Raw genomic sequence first — 19,600 nt, 5'->3', positions numbered from 1 at the left:
CTACGCCTCCGGCCGTGGTTGGAAGCTTCGGCCGTCGATCAGCGCGTACCCGTCCATGCCGTAGTGAATCGCTGCGGCACAGAGAAGCTGGTCACGCCCGCCGCGTCCAGTCTCTTGGAACTGGTCGATGACACGCAATACCGACTCGACCGAATGTGCAAGCCACTGCTGGCCGTTCTGGTCAACAAAGTAGATCCACGGCTTTCGGCCGGTGTCGCTGTCCAGGTCCAGGTCGCCGCCAGTGAAGCGGTAAGGGGGCACAGGGAATTCCACCGCAACAGGGGCGTTCATGCTGCACCGCCGATCTTTGCAACAGCGGCGCGCCAGATAGTCTTGCCTTCCTCGATACCAGCGAAGTAGGCATCAGCCGCTGCTGTGCCTGCTTGATACGGCATGTCGAAGTCCTTTTGCTCGATGCGGTGCTCAAGCGCCATGCGTGCGCCGGCCTTGTACTCCTGGCTGCGTGGCGTACGACCGTTGTAGAACGCGGTTTGAAAAAGCTGCTCGACGGACAGGGTGCCGACGGCTAGGGAATGTTGGGATGTGGTGGTGCTAGGCATGGTTGCCTCTGTAGGTAGGGTGTTAAACCCGCCGTTCATCGCCAAATGAGGGAGGCGGGCACAAAGCGAGGTTGGCGAACCGGTACCTACAGCAACCGGCATGCCCGAAGGCATCCCCGCCCAAGCCCGCCATTGAAGGCGTACAGAGGCAGTACGGACGAAAAAAAGCCGCTTGGAAGCGGATGTCCGCTGTAAGTAAGTCGAGTCGCCAAACCCGGTCGCTTCTTTTTTCGCAACTGGGTCAGAATAGTCCTCGATCCCGGCAGGCGTCAAGGAATTTACGCCAGGACGGCGAAGAATTTCAGCGACGGCACGACGAAGGGAGCACGAAGAGTGCAGAAGGGTGCACAGAAAAAAAGCTGCTCCCTTCGCTCCCTTCGGTAATTTCCTGCTCCCTTCGTGGAAGCTCAGGAGGGGCGCAATCATCGTGCGGCTCCGGCCTGGCGCTCGATGAAAGCATCAACCTCGGCGGCATCCCAAACGGTGACGGACTCGCCCAGCTTAAATGGTTTTGGGAACTTGCCTTCACGGACCCAGCGCCAGACGGTCGTGGCGCTGACCGGCAGCTTGCCAGGTCGTGCGGGTTTGGTTTTGGTGGCCGGTGTAGTGGCCAGCTCGCTGATGCGGATAACGCGTTGGTTCATGATCTACTCCGTAGTTATTCCGTGGCATGGCACGGTACGGGGTGAATCTTGATGTACGTGATTGTTTGTTAAAACCTCTGTGCTCGGCAGAGTGATTGCCGTGCTGCATGGTGCGCACTATGCAGCAGAGTGCTCAGCGTGCGGCACGGTGCGGTGTATGCCAGCACGCCTACAACTCAAATGTTTTTTCCCATTCCCGACACCAGTCCTCGATATTTTTTGTGCTTTCCAAGTATTCGCACTTGTCGACCATCGCGCGCGCAAATGCGGCTTTGCTTCTATAGCTGTCGGGCTTTTGGCGCCATTCCTTCCAGCAGTCTAAAACGAAGAGTTTTTCACCTTGCTTTGGGTCCCTGGCGTGCTTCTCTTTTGCTCCCAGAAAAGCCAATTCGGAACGCGCTTTTTGAAGTTCACCATTGCCGGTTGCAAGGGCTTGGTAATTCCCAAACGCCCTCACCGCATTTATTACGGCATGCAAATAATCCGTTCCAGTAACTCTGCCCATTAAAGCCATGTCGATCTCTTCCAAGCACGCAAAGAGGAAGTGGCCGGAGATGGTTTCAAAAAGCTTATCTCTCGAATCCGCAAGCTGCCAGAAAACGCAAAGTATCTCCATACTGGGTGTTATGGAAAAATCAGGTTGCCAGGACACACCATCTTGATTCTTGAAATCAAGATGGGTACCTTCTTTAGTCAGTACATCTGCAAAAATTCGGATCCCGTCTTGGTGCTCCAAAAAAAGCTCTTCAAAATCAGCTTGCGTCTCAAACTCCCCGATGGCGTGGTACGCGTCACTTCCTATGCGCCATAGCTGAAGCAAATCGTCGCTTTCGTTATCTTTGAGCCATGCAGGCACTGACCCTTTCTTATCAAGGAAGCGCTGGGCATCAGTCGAGAAAGAGTTGAACGGATCAAACGTCGTGAATTTCCGCGGCATCTTAAGTCTTCCTAATTTTGATTTGGTCTAAGTAGTCGGCCCATCGCTGCATCATCTCGCGGCGGGCCGGTAGATGGGCGGTCCGGTTGTAAGCCCGCCCGTTCGGGTCTTTCACGGCGTGGGCAAGCTGGTGCTCGATCAAGTCAACGCGCTCGCCCAGCACTTCATCCAGGATCGTGCGCGCCATCGCCCGGAAGCCGTGCGCGGTCATCACGTCCTTGGAGTAGCCCATACCGCGCAGCGCCGCGTTGACGGTGTTCTCACTCATGCAGCGGTCATTAGTGCGCACGCTGGGGAAAATGTACTTGCCATCCCCGCTCATGACCTGCACGCTGCGCAAGATGGCGATGGCCTGGGTGGACAGCGGCACCAAGTGATCAGACTTCATCTTCATTTTAGCGCCAGGGATGCGCCACTCTCCAGCGTCAAGGTCGATCTCGCACCACTCTGCCGACCGTAGCTCGCCAGGACGAACAAAGAGGAGAGGTGAGAGCTTCAAGGCGGCGATTGCGTACGGGTGGCCGGAGTAGGCGTCGATCGAGCGAAGCAGGGCACCCGCCTCCTGCGGCTCGGTGATGGCGGCGTAGTGGGCTTTCGGCACCACGGACAGGGCGCCGCGCAGATCGGCAGTAACGTCCCGGTCAGCCAAGCCGGTAGCGACTGCGAAGCGGAACACCTGGCCGCATAGCTGTTTAATCTTGTGGGCCGACTCGATAGCGCCGCGCGCCTCGATCTTGTGAAGTACGGCCAGCACGTCACGCGGGCCTATGGCAGCGATAGGCAGGTTTCCGAGCCACGGGAACACGTTGCGGTCCAGCCAAGCCGCGTTCTTCTCTTGGGTGCTCTCAGCCCTATTGGCGGCCGTCTTTTCCAGCCAAGTGCGCGCCACGGTCTCAAAGGTGGCCACGGCCACAGCCTGGGCGTGCTTGCCAGCGCGCTTGGTCGCGCCTGGGTCGATGGAGTCGGCTAGCAGCTGGCGGGCCTCATCGCGCCGCTCACGCGCTTTCGCCAGGGAAACATCCTTGTAGACGCCCAGCGCCAGTGTCTTGCGCTTACCCTCGAAGCGGTAGTCCATCCGCCAGTATTTACCGGTGGACTTCACCAAGAGATACATACCGCCGCCGTCCGCGTACTTGTCGCCGCTGGGCGTGTCGGTCGCCTTTACCTTGTCTACAAACGTCGCTGTCAGTGCCATGCTTTCTCCCCGTGACGGTATCTGGCGGTGACGGTATTTCGGGATACCGTCAGAAATACCGTCAGACGCTTGCCATTCTACGCCACAACATGGCACTGCTTAGCACAACAAAAAACCCGCGCCTCCTATGAGAAGGGCGGGTCTTGGTGCTTCTTGGCACTGCTTGATATTGTCTTTTGGTGCCGGGAGCCGGAATCGAACCGGCACGCTGTTTCCAGCGCGGGATTTTGAGTCCCGTGCGTCTACCTATTCCGCCATCCCGGCAACGCGACCCGCATTATGGCTGATTTTCCCGGATCAGGCAACTCTTTCGCATTTTTGCGCCCGGCTGTCATTACGCCAGCCCGGCGAACGGCGTATGATCTCGTCTACCTTGGGCTACCACGCCGTCCATACGGGCCGCGCGCACGATGAATAATAAGAAGATCCGCGAACTCATACTCGGCAAAGCGCTCGACCCGATGAAAAGCGAAACCCGCCACTCGATGGCGCTGGTCGCCTTCCTGGCCTGGGTCGGACTGGGCGCGGACGGCCTTTCATCCTCCGCCTACGGGCCGGAAGAAACCTTCCGCGCGCTCGGCGGCCATACCCACCTCGGCCTCTACCTGGTGCTGGCCACCGCCATCACCGTGTTCGTCATCGCGCTGGCCTACAACCAGGTCATCGAGCTGTTCCCCACGGGCGGGGGCGGCTACCGCGTCGCCACCAAACTGGTTGGCCCGTATATGGGCCTGGTCTCCGGCTGCGCGCTGATCCTCGATTACGTGCTCACTATCGCCATTTCGATCGCGTCCGGCGTCGATGCCCTGGCCTCGTTCCTGCCGCTCGGCTTCCAGCCTTATAAACTCTGGGCCGAAGCGTTTTTCATCGGCCTCCTTATCGTGATGAACCTGCGCGGCCTGAAGGAAGCGATCCAGATCCTGCTGCCGATCTTCCTCGGCTTCGTGGCCACGCACCTGGTGCTGATCGTGTACGGCATCGTCGCGCATGCGTCCTACCTGCCGCAACTGGTCCCGACCACCATGGTCGAGACGCGCGAACTGGCCAGCAGCATCGGCTGGACCGGCGTGGCCGGCATGCTGCTGCTGGCCTATTCGCAGGGAGGCGGCACCTACACCGGCCTCGAAGCGGTGTCGAACAACGTCAACCTGCTGGCCGAACCGCGCGTGCGCACCGGGAAGATGACCATGCTGTACATGGCGCTGTCGCTCGCCTTCACCGCGTCCGGGATCATCCTCCTGTACCTGCTGTGGGACGCGCAGCACGTGGCCGGCCAGACCCTCAACGCGTCCACCTTCAAGGCCATCATCGACAGCATGGGCCTGGGCGGCCCGCTGCTCAACCAGATCCTGCTGGTGATCGTGCTCGCGTTCGAGGCCGGCTTGCTGTTCGTGGCCGCCAATACCGGCTTTCTCGGCGGGCCGTCGGTACTGTCGAACATGGCGGGCGACTCCTGGGTGCCGCACAAATTCCGCTACCTCTCGACGCGCCTGGTCACCCAGAATGGCATCCTGGTGATGGGCATCGCCGCGCTGGCGATCCTGTTCTGGACCGAAGGGAAGGTGACCCTGCTGGTGGTGCTGTATTCGATTTCCGTGTTCCTCACCTTCGCCATTTCGCTGTTCGGCTTGTGCCGCTACTGGTGGCAGAGCCGCAACAACGAAGGCCAGAGCTGGGTGCGCCGCTTCCTGCTGTCGCTGACCGGCTTCGTCATCTGCGCCGGCATCCTGGCGATCCTGCTGTACGAGCGCTTCACCGAAGGCGGCTGGGCGACCATCGTCATCATCGCCGCCATCGCCGCGCTGTGCGTCACGATCCGCAATCACTACCGCGAAACCAAGGCCGCGATTCACTCGGTCGACGAAGTGTTCGCCAACCAGCCCTTCGGTCCCGTGACGGAACCGGTGGAGCCGATGGCGGATGACCAGACCGCCGTGTTCATCGTCGGTTCCTCGCGCGGCGGCGGCCTGCATGCCTTGCTGTGGGTGCTGCGCATGTTCCCCGGCCACTTCAAGAACTTCCTGTTCGTGAACGCCCGCACGGTTGATTCGCATGCGTATGGCGGCATCGGCGCGCTCGAAAAAATGCGCGAGGAAGCTGCCGATACGCTCGAATATTTTGTCGATTTCTGCCAGAGCCACGGCATGGCCGCGTCGTCGTATATCAGCTTCGGGACCGATGCCGTCGACGAAGTGACCAGGCAATGCGAAGCGATCAACCGCGAATATCCGAGTTCGATTTTCTTCACCAGCAAACTGATTTTCGCGACCGATAACTGGTTCACGCGCCTGCTGCACAACCAGGCCGCGCTGGCGGTACAGCGCCGCCTGCACCTGGAAGGCTTGCAGATGGTGATCCTGCCGATGAAGGTCTAGTGCACTCGTACGGACCGGAAAGCGTTAAGCTAGCTCAAGCAATTGTTCATTGCCTTCTGCAGCACGTTGCCATGCCCACTTGCCGCCGCTCTGCGAGACGATGATCCTGCTATTGCCTATGTGGTCAATCGCCTTGAGCGTGTCGACGGCTGCCGTCACGTTGTCAGTCCCATGATGTTTTTGGGTGTAGATGAGCCGTATCAGGAAGTCTTCAGCCTTGGGAATACGGCCTTGCTTTTCCCATTTCGCCACGGATTGTTCTGTGCAGCCAAGTAACTTGCCCAAGGTCTTCTGTGAAAGCAGTAACGCGCTCCGCAGGTAACGGAACTCGGCGCCTGACAGCTTGCCAGACTTATGTGCAAGCGCAAGGCATATGGCCCGTATGAGTCCATCGAGGTCCTGATATGAGACGGCTGTCCCATATGGCGTTTCTTTCTCGACGTAGCCATTTTTGAGCCATACGTTGCGCAAGCCTGCGGTAAAGTGAAGCACGATTCGTTCTCCTATGCGTACATCGCAGTGACGACGATCAGACCCGGGTCGTCACTGACCGCGACAATGACTGCAACCCGATGTCCGGCACTAAAATACACCATTTTGCATTCGACGGAACCCTTCATCGCGTTGGGCTCGGGAGGGCGCTTGATCCGCCCCGCTCTCAAGGTTTCAAGCACGCAGGCCATCGTGATCGTCCTGGAGCGCATTTTGGATGAACAGGGGAAGGACTCCGATGACCCACCGTGCAGGCAGCATCTGCTCAGCCGGCCGTGATGGCGGTGACCGACAACACGACGATGCATAAGCCGTGCTGATCGAAACGCCGTTTTCAACAAGTGCCAATCCCCATGCTACATTGTGATTTTTTCAATGTGGCCATCCATGAAACAACGCATCGTCGGTCTCGACCTGGCCCGGGCCCTTGCCGTCATCGGCATGGTGATCGTCAATTTCAAGGTCGTCATGCACGCCAGCGCGGCCGATGCCCCGTGGTGGCTGGCGCTCTTCGATGCGCTCGACGGACGCGCTTCCGCCGTCTTCGTGGTTCTGGCAGGCGTCGGCCTGTCGCTGATCTCACAGCGCGCGCGCCAGTCCGGCGATGCCGGCGCGCTGCACGCCGCCCGTGCCGGCATCCTGAAACGCGCCGCCTTCCTGTTCGTCGCCGGCCTGCTGTATGTGCAGGTCTGGCCGGCCGACATCCTCCATTACTACGGCGCCTACATGGTGATCGGCGCTGCCGTCCTGTCGTGGCGCACCGGTGCGCTGTTCGCCGCCGCCCTTGCCATGGTGGCCGGCTTCGTCCTGCTGGCCACGGCCATCGATTACGGCGCCGGCTGGAACTGGGAAACGCTGGCCTACGCCGGCTTCTGGAGCCCGGCCGGCTTTGTCCGCAACCTGTTCTTCAATGGTTTTCACCCGGTCTTCCCGTGGGCCGGATTCCTCTTGCTCGGCATGGCCGCCGGGCGTTTCGACCTGCAGTCGCCCGCCGTGCTGCACCGGATTTTCATCACCGGCCTTGGCATGGGCATCGCGGCCGAATCGGCCATGCTGATCGGCGCCATGTACGCCACGCCAGGCGAAGGCATCTGGGCCCACCTGTGGTCATCCGGGCCGCTGCCGCCGCTGCCCCTGTACTGGATCGCTGGCGCCGGCGACGCCCTGGCGCTGATCGTGGCCTGCGTCTGGATCGGTGAACGCTGGCGCAACGCGCGCCTGCTGGCGCCCCTGGTCCACACCGGCCAGCTGGCGCTGACCCTGTACATCGCCCACGTCGTGGTCGGCATGGGCGTGCTCGAAGCGCTTGGCTTGCTCAATGGCCGCACGCTCGCCTTCGCGGTGACCAGCGCGCTGCTGTTCTCGGCCGGCGCGGTGCTGTGCGCGCACCTGTGGCGCCGGCGTTTCGCGCTAGGCCCGGTCGAGTGGCTGATGCGGCGCTGCACCGGGTAAGCGCGTGCTCACTACGCCAGGGCGCCGTTGGCGCGCAAGACCTGGCCGTTGACTCAGGCCGCATCCGGCCCCGCCAGAAAACCCGCCACCTTGGCGATGTCGTCCTGGCTGGCCGAGGCGTCCCAGCGGCGCCAGCGTGCTGTATCCGCACCACCGGCAGCTGTCGGCGCGTGCGCACCTTTGCCGGATGGCTGAAGGAGGTTGTCGCCGCCGCCCGAACGGCGGCGCGGGGTTCAGGGCGCGCGCTGATACAGGCGGAAGCGCTCGTCGCGGTCGGCCGCGCGCCGGCCTTCCCACAGCAGGCGCCATTCCGCGCCCGGCGGCGGCTTGACCAGTTCGCGCTCGTCGTGCACTTTCACGCTGTCTTGCAGCAGGATCAGATCGCACTTGGCCGAGCCGATTTTATCGAACGGCAGCTTGCCGTAAAACGCCAGCGACGCGCGCTGCGGCGCGCCCACGTTGGAATTGATGCAGCCCGAATCGAGCGGCAGCGAGCTGGCGATCTGGCGCGCCACGCTGGCGTAGCTCTTGCTGTAATTGAAGTCCGGCAGGAACAGCGTCATGAGCAGCACCCACAGCAAAATCAGTCCGCCCGAGGACAGCACCACCGCGCGCCACAGCACCGCCGGCTGGCGCGAAATGCGCCAGTGAACCAGCGCGATCCAGCCGATGGTGGCACCCGCCGCCACCACGAACGCCAGCACCTCGACCTCGGGCCGGAAGCCCGGCAGCAGCTTGAGCGCATTCTTGGCCAGCTGCGCCGGCCAGCCGGTCAGCTTGGCGATCCAGAACAGCCACACGACCGCGCCCAGCATGGTCAGCACCATCACCGAAAACCAGTCGATGGCATTGATGGCGCCGCGCTTCATGGTCGGCAGCCCGAACGCGGCCATGATGGCCAGCGGCGGTAGCAGCTTGAGCAGGTCGCCGTTTTCCGGCAGCGGGTCGCACAGGATCAGCAAGGTGAGCGCGCCGACGAAAAACAGTGGCAGTACGATGTGTAGCAGATGGTCCTGGCGGCGCCAGGCGTAAATGGCCCAGCCGGCGAACGGCCAGGCCGGCCAGAAGAACCAGATCCCGACGCGGAAAAAGGTCTTGATCGAGACCCAGCTTGGCAGCCCGATCTGGCGCGCGGTCCAGCCCAGCCAGGCGCCGACCGGATTCAAGCCGTACGGCGCCACCAGCCAGGCCGGCAGTACCCAGACCATCGCGATCAGCGCGGCCGTCAGGACCGCCAGGCCGAGGTGGCGCAAGGTCGGCGCCAAAGGCACCGACAGGAAACGCGTGCACAGGAACAGGGCCAGCAGCAAGGTCACTGGCGTGAGTACGCCGCGCGTAAGCACCAGCGCGCCCAGCGACAGGCCGATCAGGACCGCATTGCGCACCGTCTGCGCTTCCACGTAGCGCACCGCGCGGTACAGGAAATAGGCGACCAGGCCGCCCTGCAGGGTCACGGCCAGGGTTTCGTGGCTGAACATCAGCAAGCCGAGGCAGCCGAGATAGATCAGCGCGGCGGTATCGGCCAGGGTCCGGCCATAGTCGTCCGGCTCGGGCTGGCCGCCGAAGGCCAGCCGCAGTGGTTGCGCATCCTGGCGCCGTCCCAGGTGGAAGGCGGTCCACCAGACCGAGGCCGTGCCGGCCAAAAAGATGCCGATGGTCGACATGCGCGCCGCCATCATGTCGCCCATCAGCCAGCCGAACAGCTTGATGCACAGCGCGCCCAGCCAGAAGGCCAGGGGGCCGTCGTCCGGCACCGGCATGCCGGCGATATTCGGCAGCAGCCAGTCGGCGCCGCTGCCGTGGGCCATGGTCCACATGATGCCGAAACTGCCAGCATCATCTTTCCAGTCGGCGCGCCCGATCAGGCCGGGCAGGATGTACAACAGGCCCAGCGCAAACAAGGCCCAGCGCGGGAGGGCGAGGGTGGCGGCGGCGGAAAGACGGACGGGTTTCATCGATAACGGGGGCATCGGGAATTGGGGTAGGACGTAGTATCAACGAAAAAAAAGCAGCCGGGGGCTGCTTTTTTGGGTATGCATGGCAAAAACTTAGCCGTTTGCAACCGCGGTTTTGGAGCCGACGGCGCCAAATTTCTGACGGAACTTCTCGACGCGACCGGCGGTGTCGACGATTTTGTGCTTGCCGGTGTAGAACGGGTGCGATTCAGCCGACACCTCGATTTTCACCAGTGGGTATTCTGCGCCCTCGTGGGTGATTTTTTCGCGGGTCTGGATGGTCGAACGGGTAACGAATTTGAAATCGCACGACAGGTCGTGGAAAACAACGTCGCGGTATTCTGGATGGATATCTTTACGCATGGTCTTGCCTCGGTTAGTTTGGTAGCCAAACTGCACTTCGTCGGTCGTCTTGCCTCGTGACCCGATTGCCGCTCACTTGCCAGGGGTTAAATACTGCAACCGGCGATTATACAGCGATTTTTGCCCGCAGGGGTCAGACCCCGGTTTTTCCGTTGGGGGTCTGACCCCGGTGTCGCCGATAATGCCCGCAGGGGTCAGACCCCTGCCCGCAGGGGTCTGACCCCGGTTTTTCCGTTGGGGGTCTGACCCCGGTGTGGCCGATGTTGCCCAGAACGAAAAAAGGACGGCCGCAGCCGTCCTTTCGCGATGCTTTCGGGGTGTTAGCCGCCGCGGCGCATCATGTCGAAGAACTCATTATTGTTCTTCGTGGCCTTCATCTTGTCGAGGATGAACTCCATCGCTTCGATCTCGTCCATCGAGTACAGCAGCTTGCGCAAGATCCAGATTTTCTGCAGCTGGTCGGCCTTGATCAGCAGCTCTTCGCGGCGGGTACCCGATTTATTCAGGTTAATCGCCGGATAAACGCGCTTCTCGGCCAGACGGCGTTCGAGGTGGACTTCCATGTTGCCGGTGCCCTTGAATTCCTCGTAAATCACGTCATCCATGCGCGAACCGGTTTCGATCAGGGCGGTGGCGATGATGGTCAGCGAGCCGCCTTCTTCGATATTGCGTGCCGCACCGAAGAAACGCTTCGGACGCTGCAGCGCATTCGCATCCACACCGCCGGTCAGCACCTTGCCCGAGGCAGGGATCACGGTATTGTAGGCGCGCGCCAGGCGGGTGATCGAGTCCAGCAGGATGATCACGTCCTTCTTCATTTCGACCAGGCGCTTGGCCTTTTCCAGCACCATCTCGGCCACTTGCACGTGGCGCGTGGCGGGTTCGTCGAAGGTCGAGGCAACCACTTCGCCGCGCACCGAGCGCTGCATCTCGGTCACTTCTTCCGGACGTTCGTCGATCAGCAGCACGATCAGGGTGCAGTCAGGGTGATTGGCCGTGATCGCGTGGGCGATGTGCTGCAAGATGACCGACTTGCCCGATTTCGGGGACGCCACCAGCAAGCCGCGCTGGCCCTTGCCGATCGGGGCGATCAAGTCGATGATGCGGCCGGTGATGTTTTCCTGGCCATTCATTTCGCGCTCGAGGCGCAGCGGCTCGTTCGGGTGCAGCGGGGTCAGGTTCTCGAACAGAATGCGGTGCTTGCTCGCTTCCGGAGATTCGCCATTGACCTTGTCGACCTTGACCAGCGCGAAATAGCGCTCGCCGTCTTTCGGGGTGCGCACTTCGCCTTCGATCGAATCGCCCGTATGCAGGTTGAAACGGCGGATTTGCGATGGCGAGATATAGATATCGTCGGTCGACGCCATATAGCTGGCATCGGGCGAGCGCAGGAAGCCGAAGCCGTCCGGCAGCACTTCGAGAGCGCCGTCGCCAAAAATCTGTTCGCCTGATTTCGCGCGCTTCTTGAGAATGGCGAACATCAGTTCTTGTTTGCGCAGGCGGGCTGCGTTGTCGATATCGAGGCCAATCGCCATCTCCAACAGAGCGGAGACGTGCATGGCCTTCAGTTCAGATAAGTGCATGAGTTGAGTCCCGTGACGGGAAGTAAAGGTAGGGGAGGGAACTGCGTGGGTTAATCATCTGGGAAGAAATCAGTCGAGGCCAAACGCTTCCCGGCCGGACAAGACGGCAGCGCGGGCGCGCTGCGGTCACGTTGTAATTTTACTCAGTCTTAAATATTGCTGTCGATGAAGGCGGTCAACTGCCCCTTGGTCACCATGCCGATTTTCTTGGCAGCGACAACACCGTTCTTGAACAGAATCAGGGTCGGAATGCCGCGGATCTCGAACTTGGGCGGAATGCCCTGGTTGGCGTCCACGTCCATCTTGGCGATCTGCAGCTTGCCTTCGTATTCCTTGGCAACTTCTTCCAGGATCGGGGCGATCGCCTTGCAAGGACCGCACCACTCGGCCCAGAAATCGACCAGCACCGGACGGTCCGACTTGAGGACATCCGCTTCAAAAGATGCATCGCTAACGTGTTTAATATTTTCGCTCATGTTTTCCTCTAAATGAGGTAGGGGGTCAATAACGCCTGGGGGATAAGCCGACCCTGCTTAAAGATCGCCAGCCAGTTTCCTTTTTCATCTTGCAACACCATGGTGGTGACGATGTGTGCAAATGCAATATAGGGAAGGGCGGCAGAGGGTGTCAGGCGGGGATTTAGCCGAAATAATAACCTATTTTCCCGAAAGGGGAGAAAGATTGTACGAATTCTCGTGTCCGGGGCTGTCCGGCACCAGCAGCGGGGCCAGCGCCGCCTGCAATTCCTGGGCGCTGATCGGCTTCTTGAAGGCGCCCAGCACGTTCAGGCCGTGCGCCTTGGCCAGCCGCTCGGCCGCCTTGCGCACCCCGCTGTCCATGCCCGAGAGCAGCATCACGCCACCGCCGAAGCCACCCGCGGCGGCGGCCTGCATGAATTCGATGCCATCCATGTCCGGCATCGACAGGTCGCAGATCAGCAGGTCCGGCGCATCTTGCGCCAGGCTGGCCAGGGCGCGCCGCGCGTCCGATTCGGCGCGCACCTCGAATCCGGGCGCCGGGCCGGCCGCGCTGCCGATATCGGCCAGCATCTCGGTCAGCAGTTCCAGCATGAAATGATCATCGTCCAGCAGCAGCACGCGGATGCGTGCGGCCGGGGCCTTTTTGGCGGGCTCGTCCATGGTTGTCTTTAGCGGCTGTTATTGTCGTTATTCACGTCACGCTTTCTCGCGCGTGCGCGGCCATTATCCCGGAAGTCGCCCCCGAAAGGCAGGTGTGCGCGGGTTTTTTTAGGCGTCGCTGGCAAATGTCGTGTTCTGCATGATTTGCTCGGTGATCTGCGCCAGCAGCGGCCACAGCTGGGCGACCAGGGCCCTGGCCTCGGCCCGTTCGCTGGCCGGGCTGCCATGGGCCAGGTTTTCCAGGCGCAGGCACAGCTCGCCCATGCCCATCGCCCCCACCGTGCGCGCCGACGACTTGATGCGGTGGCCCAGCTCGCGCACGCGCCCGATGTCGCCGGCCGCCAGCGCCGTTTCCATCTCGTCGAAGCCGGCCTGGGTGGTTTGCAGGAACTTGAAGGCAAACTTGCGCACCTTGTCCTGGTTGTAGCTGAGCAGCTTGGCCAGCACCGTCAGGTCGATCACTTCCGGGTCGCCCGCCACCGTGCGAAAGCCGGGCTGGGACGGCGCGGCCGGCGGCGCCGCCGCCGGCGGCAGGCGCAGCGGCAGCCAGCGCGCCACCGCCTCGCACAGCACCGCCGGCTGGATCGGTTTGCTGATGAAGTCATCCATGCCCGCCTGCATGCAGCGCTCCCGGTCCTCGCTGGTGGCGTTGGCGGTCATGGCCAGCACACGCAAGCCGGCCAGGCGCGGATCGAGGCGGATCAGGCGCGTGGCCTGCAAGCCATCCATGACCGGCATCTGCACATCCATCAGCACGCAGTCGAAACCGGTCTTGGCCAGCAGGTCGAGCGCTTCCAGGCCGTTCTGCGCCAGGCACACCACGCAGCCGGCTTCCTCCAGCATTTCGAGGGCGATCTGCTGGTTGAAGACATTGTCCTCGACCAGCAGGATGCGGGCCCCGCGCAGCAGCGCATCCTGGCCCGGCGGGCGCGCGCCGGCGGCGCTCCCATCCCGGCCGCGGCCACCGTGGTCGCCGACGGCGGCCGGATCGAGCTTGCCCACGCGCGCGGTGAACCAGAAGCAGCTGCCGCTGCCCGGATGGCTCTCGACCCCGACGTCGCCTCCCATCAGCTGCGCCAGCTGCTTGCAGATCGCCAGTCCCAGGCCGGTGCCGCCGTACTCGCGCGTGGTCGAGGTGTCGGCCTGCTGGAACGACTGGAACAGCTTGGCCGTCTGCTCGGGCGTCAGGCCAATGCCGTTGTCGCACACCTGGAAACGCAGCAGGCAATCGTCGGCGCGGTCGTCGATATTGTCGATCCGGATCGTGATGCTGCCGCTGTCGGAAAACTTGATCGCATTGTGGGTGTAGTTGATCAGCACCTGGCCCAGGCGCAGCGGATCGCCCTGCAGCGCCGGCGGCAGCGCCGGATCGAGCTCGAACACCAGCGCCAGGTCCTTGGTGGCCGCCTTCGGCGCGACCACCGTCGACAGGGTCTGGATCACATGGTCGAGCGTAAAGCCCACCATTTCCACTTCCAGCTTGCCGGCCTCGATCTTGGAAAAGTCGAGGATATCGTCGATGATGCCCAGCAGGTGCTCGCCGGCGAAGCGGATCTTTTCGATATAGTCGCGCTGGCGCGGATTCAGGTCGGTCTTGAGCGCCAGGTAAGCCATGCCGATCACGCCATTCATGGGGGTACGGATTTCGTGGCTCATATTGGCCAGGAACTGGCCCTTGGCCAGGCTGGCCTCCTCGGCCACCTTCTTGGCCTGGTCCAGCTGCGCGGTGCGCTGCTGCACGCGCTCTTCCAGGTGCTCGTTCAATTCGCGCAACTGCTGCTCGGTGCCCATGCTGGCGCTGATATCGACCATCATCGCGATCAGGTACTCGCTCTGGCCCTGCTCATTGCGCACCGGCTTCTGGATGGTGCGCACATGCAGCTCGCGGCCCAGGCGCGCGTTGTACACCGTCTCGACATCGTCGAGCATCACGCCGCCGGCAAAGGCTTCCTGTTCGCGCGCGCTGAGCATGCCGTGCCCGCCCTTGTCGTCCCCGCTCAACTGGGCAAAGGTCAGGCCGAACTGGCTCTCGCAGGCGCTGTTCATCAGCGTCACGCGGCCCTCGGTATCCTTGATGTACAGGCCGATCGGCATCATCTGCAAAATCTCGTGCAGGCGCGCCGCCAGCGCCTTGAGCGCCTGCTCGGCGCGCTGGCGCTCGCTGATGTCGCGCAGCGACACGATGGTCAGCGTATGGCCCTGCAACTGGATTGGCGTGCGATTGACCTCGGCCGGGAACTGGCTGGCGTCGCGCCGCTGCGCCGTGAGCACCTGGTTTGGCGGGCCCGGCGTGCGCACGCCCGGCGCCAGCTGCTCGGCCTGCATTCCGGCCAGGGTCTCGAGCGCATAACCGAAGCTGCTCGCGCACAGATGGTTGGCGTGGCGGATGCGGCCCTCGGCATCGAGCACCAGCATCGCTTCCGGCGACGCTTCCAGCACCGCGCGCACGCGCGCCTCCTCGGCCTGCTTGCGGTCGGCGATATCGGCCATGGTGCCGCTCACGCCCAAGGCGCGCTCCCGGTCATCGCGTTCGACCACGATGCCGCGTCCCAGCATCCACTTCCAGCGCCCATCCTTGCAGCGCATGCGGAACTCGCACGCCAGCACGTTGCCGCTGCCGGCCCCCTGCGACCTGAGGCAGGCGGACAGGTCATCCTTCAGGCGCGCCACGTCCTCCGGGTGCACATGCAGCAGCCAGGCATTGAAATCGACCGTGAATTCGTCCGGCCCATAGCCCAGCAACTCCTTGTAGCGCGCCGACAACACCAGCTCGCCGCTGTGCTGGATCCACTCCCAGGTGCCGTGGCCGGAGCCGTCCAGCGCGAAGCGCAGCAGGTTCTCGCTGCTGGCCAGCTGCGCGCGCGTGGCGGCCAGCACGCCGCGTTCGGCGCGCAGGGTGGCCCCCAGGTGCCGCAGGCGCCACAGGGCCACGCCCGCCACCAGCAGCAGCGCCGCCAGCGCCAGCGCGGCCAGGTAGGCCGGCGGCCCGTTCGCCTGCGGCGCCTGGTACAGGAAGCCATCGAGCGAAAACCCGGCCGGCAGCAGGCCAAGGCTGGCGTAGGCGGCCGCGATGGCGCGCCAGCGCTCCGGATTGCTGTAGCCAGGCTCGAGCATGTCGGCCTCCATCAGCGGCACGATGCCGCGCGCCTCGTACAGCAAGTGCTCGCGGCTGAGACGATGCGGATAGCGCGCCCGGATCAGGTCCACGAGATCGGCCTGGTGCGCCAGCGCATAGCTCCAGCCGCGCAGGGTGGCGGCGCGCATGGCGGCCGCGCGCGCCGGATGCTCGCGCAGTTCGGTCTCGCTGGTAAACAACAGGTCGCCGTAAAAATCGATGCCGGCCGTGCGCGGCGTGAGCATGGTAAAGCGGGTGTGCTCGCGTTCGAGCAGGTAGGGCTGGTCGGTGCTGAAGGCCGACATGGCCGCCACCCGGCCGCTGGCCAGGTCGCCCACGTTATAACTGTGGCGCATCTGGGCATAATTGGCCAGCGGCGCGCCGCTCTTCTTCATGAACACCAGCAGCTCCACGCTGTTGGGCGAAATCATCACCGTGCCGCTGGCGGGCAGCTGCGGCTTGCCGTCGGCGCCGGCGCGCACCAGCAGCACCGCCGGCGAATGCTGGAACACCGACGCCAGCACCACCACCGGCTTGCCGCGCGCGCGCGCCACCAGCAGATTCGAATTGGCCACCCCGTACTCGGCCGCGCCCGAGGTCACCGCCGACACCGCGTCGTCGCCGCGCTCGGCCTCGCGCAAGGTCACGTCCAGCCCCGCCTCGCGGTAAAAGCCCTGTTCCTGGGCCGCGTAATAGCCGGCGAACTGGAACTGGTGCTGCCACTTGAGCTGCACCACGACCTTTTCCAGGGCCAGCGCGTCGGCGCCGGTCAGCGCGGCCGCCAGCAGCGCGCATGCGCGCAGCCAGCGCACGGCCGCGTGGGAACGGGTGGACAAGATCGGAACGGGCATGGCGGGGCCATCGGAAGTGGAGTTAGGCTACCTCCATAGTAGCCATTTTTTGACTCTGGGAATTTACCGACAGGAATCTTTGCCTATCGTGCGGGCAAAAGTGTCGTATTTCTGCTCTGGATGAGAGCTGCGCCCCGTTCAGCCGACCTTGCCGGTGAACTGGTATAACTGGCCGGGATGCCACATTGTCACCACCGACGCGACCTGGCCCAGCGCATGCGTCTTGCGCTTGAGCACCAGACAACACTGGCGCGGCCCGATCGCCAGCATGGTGGCGATATCGCGCGGGGCGGGCAGGGCCTCGATGCTGTAGCTCGCGCTTTGCAGGGGCGCGGCCTTCATCAGATGTTCGTTGGGCGTGATGGCCGCAAAATCCTGGGCCAGGTAGTCCGGCGCGCAGGCTGGGTTGACCCAGCGGTCCTCGACCTGGATCGGCACCTCGTTCTCGAAGTGCACGATCACCGAATGGAACAGCGGCTGGCCGGGCGCCAGCGCGAACTGCAGCGCCAGCAGCTCGCTCGCGCGCGCCGTGTCGAGCAAGTGCAGGCTGCTGCGGTGACGGTGGCCGCGCGCGCGGATTTCATCGGCGATGCTGCGGATTTCCACCAGCGTGGCCTGGTACTTCTGCGGCGCCACGTAGGTGCCCGAGCCCTGGCGGCGCGTCAGCACCTGTTCCGCCGTCAGCTCGCGCACGGCGCGGTTGACGGTCATGCGCGAGACCCCGAACTGGCGCACCAGGGCCTGTTCGGACGGCACCACATCGCCCTCCTTCCAGCGGCCGGCGGCGATTTCGCCGAGCAGATAATCCTTGATGCGCTGGAAAATCGGCGTCGTGTCTTGCACAATCTGCTGTTCCAAACTACTCTCCGAAGGCCGGCTTAAAACCGGATTTTAGCACCGTGGGCGCGGCGCCGGATTCAAAAGCAAGCAGCGGGATGACTGCTGCCGCCGCGCCGTCTACGATGGGGGCATGCGAACAGGATCGCGAACGGGAGCAGCGCCATGAAAGCAGCAATGAACACAAGCAGCAGCACCAGCAGCAGCACTAGCGCCAGCAGCACCATCGGCACTGGCACCGGCTACGACAACGACGACGCGCGCTGGGCCGCGGTCCAGCGGCGCGACGGCGGCGCCGACGGCGTCTTTTATTACTCGGTACGCAGCACGGGCGTCTACTGCCGGCCCTCGTGCGGCGCGCGCGCCGCCCTGCGCGCCAACGTCGCCTTCCACGCCAGCGGCGCCGAGGCCGAGCAGGCCGGGTTTCGGCCCTGCCTGCGCTGCAAGCCGGACCAGCCGCCGCTGGCCGAGCGCCACGCCAGGATGGTGGCGCAAGCGTGCAGGCTGATCGACGCCAGCGAGGCCGGGCTGGACCTCGACAGCCTGGCGGAGGCCTGCGGCATGAGCCGCTTTCATTTTCACCGCGTGTTCAAGCAGCACACCGGCATTACCCCCAAGGCCTACGCCGCCGCGCGCCGCGCCGGCAAGGTCGACGCCGGCCTGGCCACGGCAGGCAGCGTCACCGAAGCCATTTACGCGGCCGGCTACAACTCCAGCGCACGCTTTTACGCCAGCGCCCCCGCGCGGCTCGGCATGACCCCCACCGCCTGGCGCGCCGGCGGCAGCGGCGCCGTGATCCGCTTCGCGATCGGCGCCTGCTCGCTCGGCGCGATTTTGGTGGCGTCGACCGACAAAGGCATCTGCGCCATTCTGATCGGCGACGACCCCGACCTGCTGGCGCGCGACCTGCAGGACCGCTTCCCCGCAGCCGACCTGCGCGGCGCCGACGCCGGTTTCGAAGCCACGGTGGCGCGCGTGGTCGGGCTGGTCGAAGCGCCCGGCGTGGGGCTCGACCTGCCGCTCGACGTGCGCGGCACCGCCTTCCAGCAGCGCGTATGGCAAGCGTTGCGCGAGATCCCGGCCGGGCAGACCGTCAGCTACGCCGAACTGGCCGCGCGCATCGGCTTGCCGTCCGGTGCGCGCGCGATTGCCGGGGCCTGCGCCGCCAATCCGGTCGCGGTGGCGATTCCCTGTCACCGCGTCGTGCGCACCGACGGTGCGCTGTCCGGCTACCGCTGGGGCGTCGAGCGCAAGCGCATTTTGCTTGATCGCGAACGTGACGGCGGCGAGGGTGGTGCGGCATGAATGTGGCGATCGACTGGGACCGCATCGGCGCCGACCTCGATGCGCACGGGTGCGCCGTGGTGGCGGGCTTGCTCGATGCGCAGCAATGCCGCGCCTATGCCGGTGCCTACGACGACGAAGCGCGCTACCGCAGCCGCGTGGTGATGGAGCGGCACGGCTTCGGGCGCGGCGAGTACCGCTATTTCGGGTACCCGCTGCCCGGGCACCTGGCGGCGCTGCGCGAAGGGCTGTATGGGCCGCTGGCGCGCATCGCCAACCGCTGGCATGGCGCGATGGGGATAGCCACGCGGTTTCCGGCGCGGCATGACGAGTTTCTGGCGCGCTGCCATGCGGCGGGGCAAGAGCGGCCCACGCCCCTGATCCTGCGCTATGGCGAAGGCGACTACAACTGCCTGCACCAGGACCTGTACGGCGAACACGTATTCCCCTTGCAGGTAGCGGTGCTGCTGTCGCAGCCGCGTGACGATTTCACGGGTGGCGAATTCGTGCTGACCGAACAGCGCCCGCGGATGCAGTCGCGGGCCGAGGTCGTGGGGCTGGGGCGGGGCGACGCCGTGATCTTCACGGTGAATCAGCGGCCGGTGAACGGCACGCGCGGCGCCTACCGTGTCACGATGCGGCACGGCGTCAGCCGCGTGCGCTCCGGGCAGCGCCACACCCTCGGCATCATCTTCCACGACGCCGAATAGTCCTACAACCGGGGTCTGACCTCTGATTAGCAATTTTTTGCTTGGGGCATATTTATTCTTGCTCCAGCGCCAAACCGGTGTCTGACCTCTGACTCGAAATTATTGCAA

General features: G+C 63.7%; 17 protein-coding genes and 1 tRNA gene. 4 read left to right on the top strand and 14 right to left on the bottom strand.

What is annotated here, in order from left to right:
• The 6 genes from F2P44_RS14740 to F2P44_RS14715 form a co-directional block, all read right to left on the bottom strand.
• On the bottom strand, positions 1-291 hold the full coding sequence (locus F2P44_RS14740) for a hypothetical protein (protein ID WP_167087618.1): 291 nt from the start codon (positions 289-291) through the stop codon (positions 1-3).
• Positions 288-560, bottom strand: coding sequence for a hypothetical protein (locus F2P44_RS14735; protein ID WP_167087616.1), 273 nt, complete (start codon positions 558-560; stop codon positions 288-290). Before F2P44_RS14735 ends, F2P44_RS14740 begins: the two co-directional genes overlap by 4 nt.
• Before the next feature lie 422 nt (positions 561-982).
• On the bottom strand, positions 983-1,204 hold the full coding sequence (locus F2P44_RS14730; protein WP_167087614.1) for a helix-turn-helix transcriptional regulator: 222 nt from the start codon (positions 1,202-1,204) through the stop codon (positions 983-985).
• A gap of 169 nt (positions 1,205-1,373) precedes the next feature.
• Positions 1,374-2,141 carry a hypothetical protein gene (locus F2P44_RS14725; protein WP_167087612.1) on the bottom strand — a complete coding sequence of 256 codons (768 nt, stop codon included), beginning with the start codon at positions 2,139-2,141 and terminating at the stop codon, positions 1,374-1,376.
• Between the two features lies 1 nt (position 2,142).
• The gene (locus F2P44_RS14720; protein WP_167087610.1) at positions 2,143-3,336 is read right to left on the bottom strand and encodes a tyrosine-type recombinase/integrase; all 1,194 of its coding nucleotides are present in this window, start codon (positions 3,334-3,336) and stop codon (positions 2,143-2,145) included.
• 177 nt (positions 3,337-3,513) lie between these two features.
• Positions 3,514-3,600 (bottom strand) — tRNA-Leu (locus F2P44_RS14715).
• A 146-nt stretch (positions 3,601-3,746) separates the two neighbouring features.
• On the opposite strand from F2P44_RS14715, the gene F2P44_RS14710 reads away from it, so the two are divergent.
• The gene (locus F2P44_RS14710) at positions 3,747-5,711 is read left to right on the top strand and encodes an APC family permease (protein WP_167087608.1); all 1,965 of its coding nucleotides are present in this window, start codon (positions 3,747-3,749) and stop codon (positions 5,709-5,711) included.
• Between the two features lie 24 nt (positions 5,712-5,735).
• On the opposite strand, the gene F2P44_RS14705 is transcribed toward F2P44_RS14710, so the two are convergent.
• A complete protein-coding gene (locus F2P44_RS14705) occupies positions 5,736-6,203 on the bottom strand; it encodes a hypothetical protein (protein ID WP_167087606.1) in 468 nt (155 codons plus the stop codon).
• A 387-nt stretch (positions 6,204-6,590) separates the two neighbouring features.
• Here F2P44_RS14705 and F2P44_RS14700 point away from each other — a divergent pair, with 387 nt between their 5' ends.
• Positions 6,591-7,655: a DUF418 domain-containing protein gene (locus F2P44_RS14700; RefSeq protein WP_167087604.1), complete on the top strand. Its 1,065-nt coding sequence runs from the start codon at positions 6,591-6,593 to the stop codon at positions 7,653-7,655.
• Positions 7,656-7,888: 233 nt separating this feature from the next.
• On the opposite strand, the gene F2P44_RS14695 is transcribed toward F2P44_RS14700, so the two are convergent.
• The 7 genes from F2P44_RS14695 to hutC all read right to left on the bottom strand — a co-directional run bounded on the left by F2P44_RS14695 (position 7,889) and on the right by hutC (position 17,519).
• Positions 7,889-9,610, bottom strand: a complete 1,722-nt coding sequence (locus F2P44_RS14695) for an ArnT family glycosyltransferase (RefSeq protein WP_167087602.1) — start codon at positions 9,608-9,610, stop codon at positions 7,889-7,891.
• A gap of 93 nt (positions 9,611-9,703) precedes the next feature.
• Complete coding sequence (locus tag F2P44_RS14690) at positions 9,704-9,973, bottom strand: type B 50S ribosomal protein L31 (protein WP_054268338.1); 270 nt, start codon at positions 9,971-9,973, stop codon at positions 9,704-9,706.
• A gap of 320 nt (positions 9,974-10,293) precedes the next feature.
• Positions 10,294-11,556: a transcription termination factor Rho gene (rho, locus tag F2P44_RS14685; RefSeq protein ID WP_054268339.1), complete on the bottom strand. Its 1,263-nt coding sequence runs from the start codon at positions 11,554-11,556 to the stop codon at positions 10,294-10,296.
• Positions 11,557-11,705: 149 nt separating this feature from the next.
• The gene (gene trxA, locus F2P44_RS14680; protein ID WP_167087600.1) at positions 11,706-12,032 is read right to left on the bottom strand and encodes a thioredoxin TrxA; all 327 of its coding nucleotides are present in this window, start codon (positions 12,030-12,032) and stop codon (positions 11,706-11,708) included.
• A gap of 180 nt (positions 12,033-12,212) precedes the next feature.
• Entirely contained in the window at positions 12,213-12,695 is a 483-nt protein-coding gene (locus F2P44_RS14675) for a response regulator (protein ID WP_167087597.1), read from the bottom strand.
• A gap of 108 nt (positions 12,696-12,803) precedes the next feature.
• Positions 12,804-16,661 carry an ABC transporter substrate-binding protein gene (locus tag F2P44_RS14670; RefSeq protein WP_167087595.1) on the bottom strand — a complete coding sequence of 1,286 codons (3,858 nt, stop codon included), beginning with the start codon at positions 16,659-16,661 and terminating at the stop codon, positions 12,804-12,806.
• 138 nt (positions 16,662-16,799) lie between these two features.
• Entirely contained in the window at positions 16,800-17,519 is a 720-nt protein-coding gene (gene hutC, locus F2P44_RS14665) for a histidine utilization transcriptional repressor HutC (protein ID WP_167087593.1), read from the bottom strand.
• A 156-nt stretch (positions 17,520-17,675) separates the two neighbouring features.
• On the opposite strand from hutC, the gene ada reads away from it, so the two are divergent.
• On the top strand, positions 17,676-18,803 hold the full coding sequence (gene ada / locus F2P44_RS14660; RefSeq protein WP_167087591.1) for a bifunctional DNA-binding transcriptional regulator/O6-methylguanine-DNA methyltransferase Ada: 1,128 nt from the start codon (positions 17,676-17,678) through the stop codon (positions 18,801-18,803).
• Entirely contained in the window at positions 18,800-19,492 is a 693-nt protein-coding gene (locus F2P44_RS14655; RefSeq protein WP_167087589.1) for a 2OG-Fe(II) oxygenase, read from the top strand. Before ada ends, F2P44_RS14655 begins: the two co-directional genes overlap by 4 nt.
• Positions 19,493-19,600 lie beyond the last annotated feature (108 nt).

Source organism: Massilia frigida (genome assembly GCF_011682175.1).
GTDB classification, from domain to species: Bacteria; Pseudomonadota; Gammaproteobacteria; order Burkholderiales; family Burkholderiaceae_D; genus Telluria_A; species Telluria_A frigida.
The sequence above is the reverse complement of the archived record's forward strand: the minus strand, read 5'-3'. Positions and strand labels throughout refer to the sequence as shown.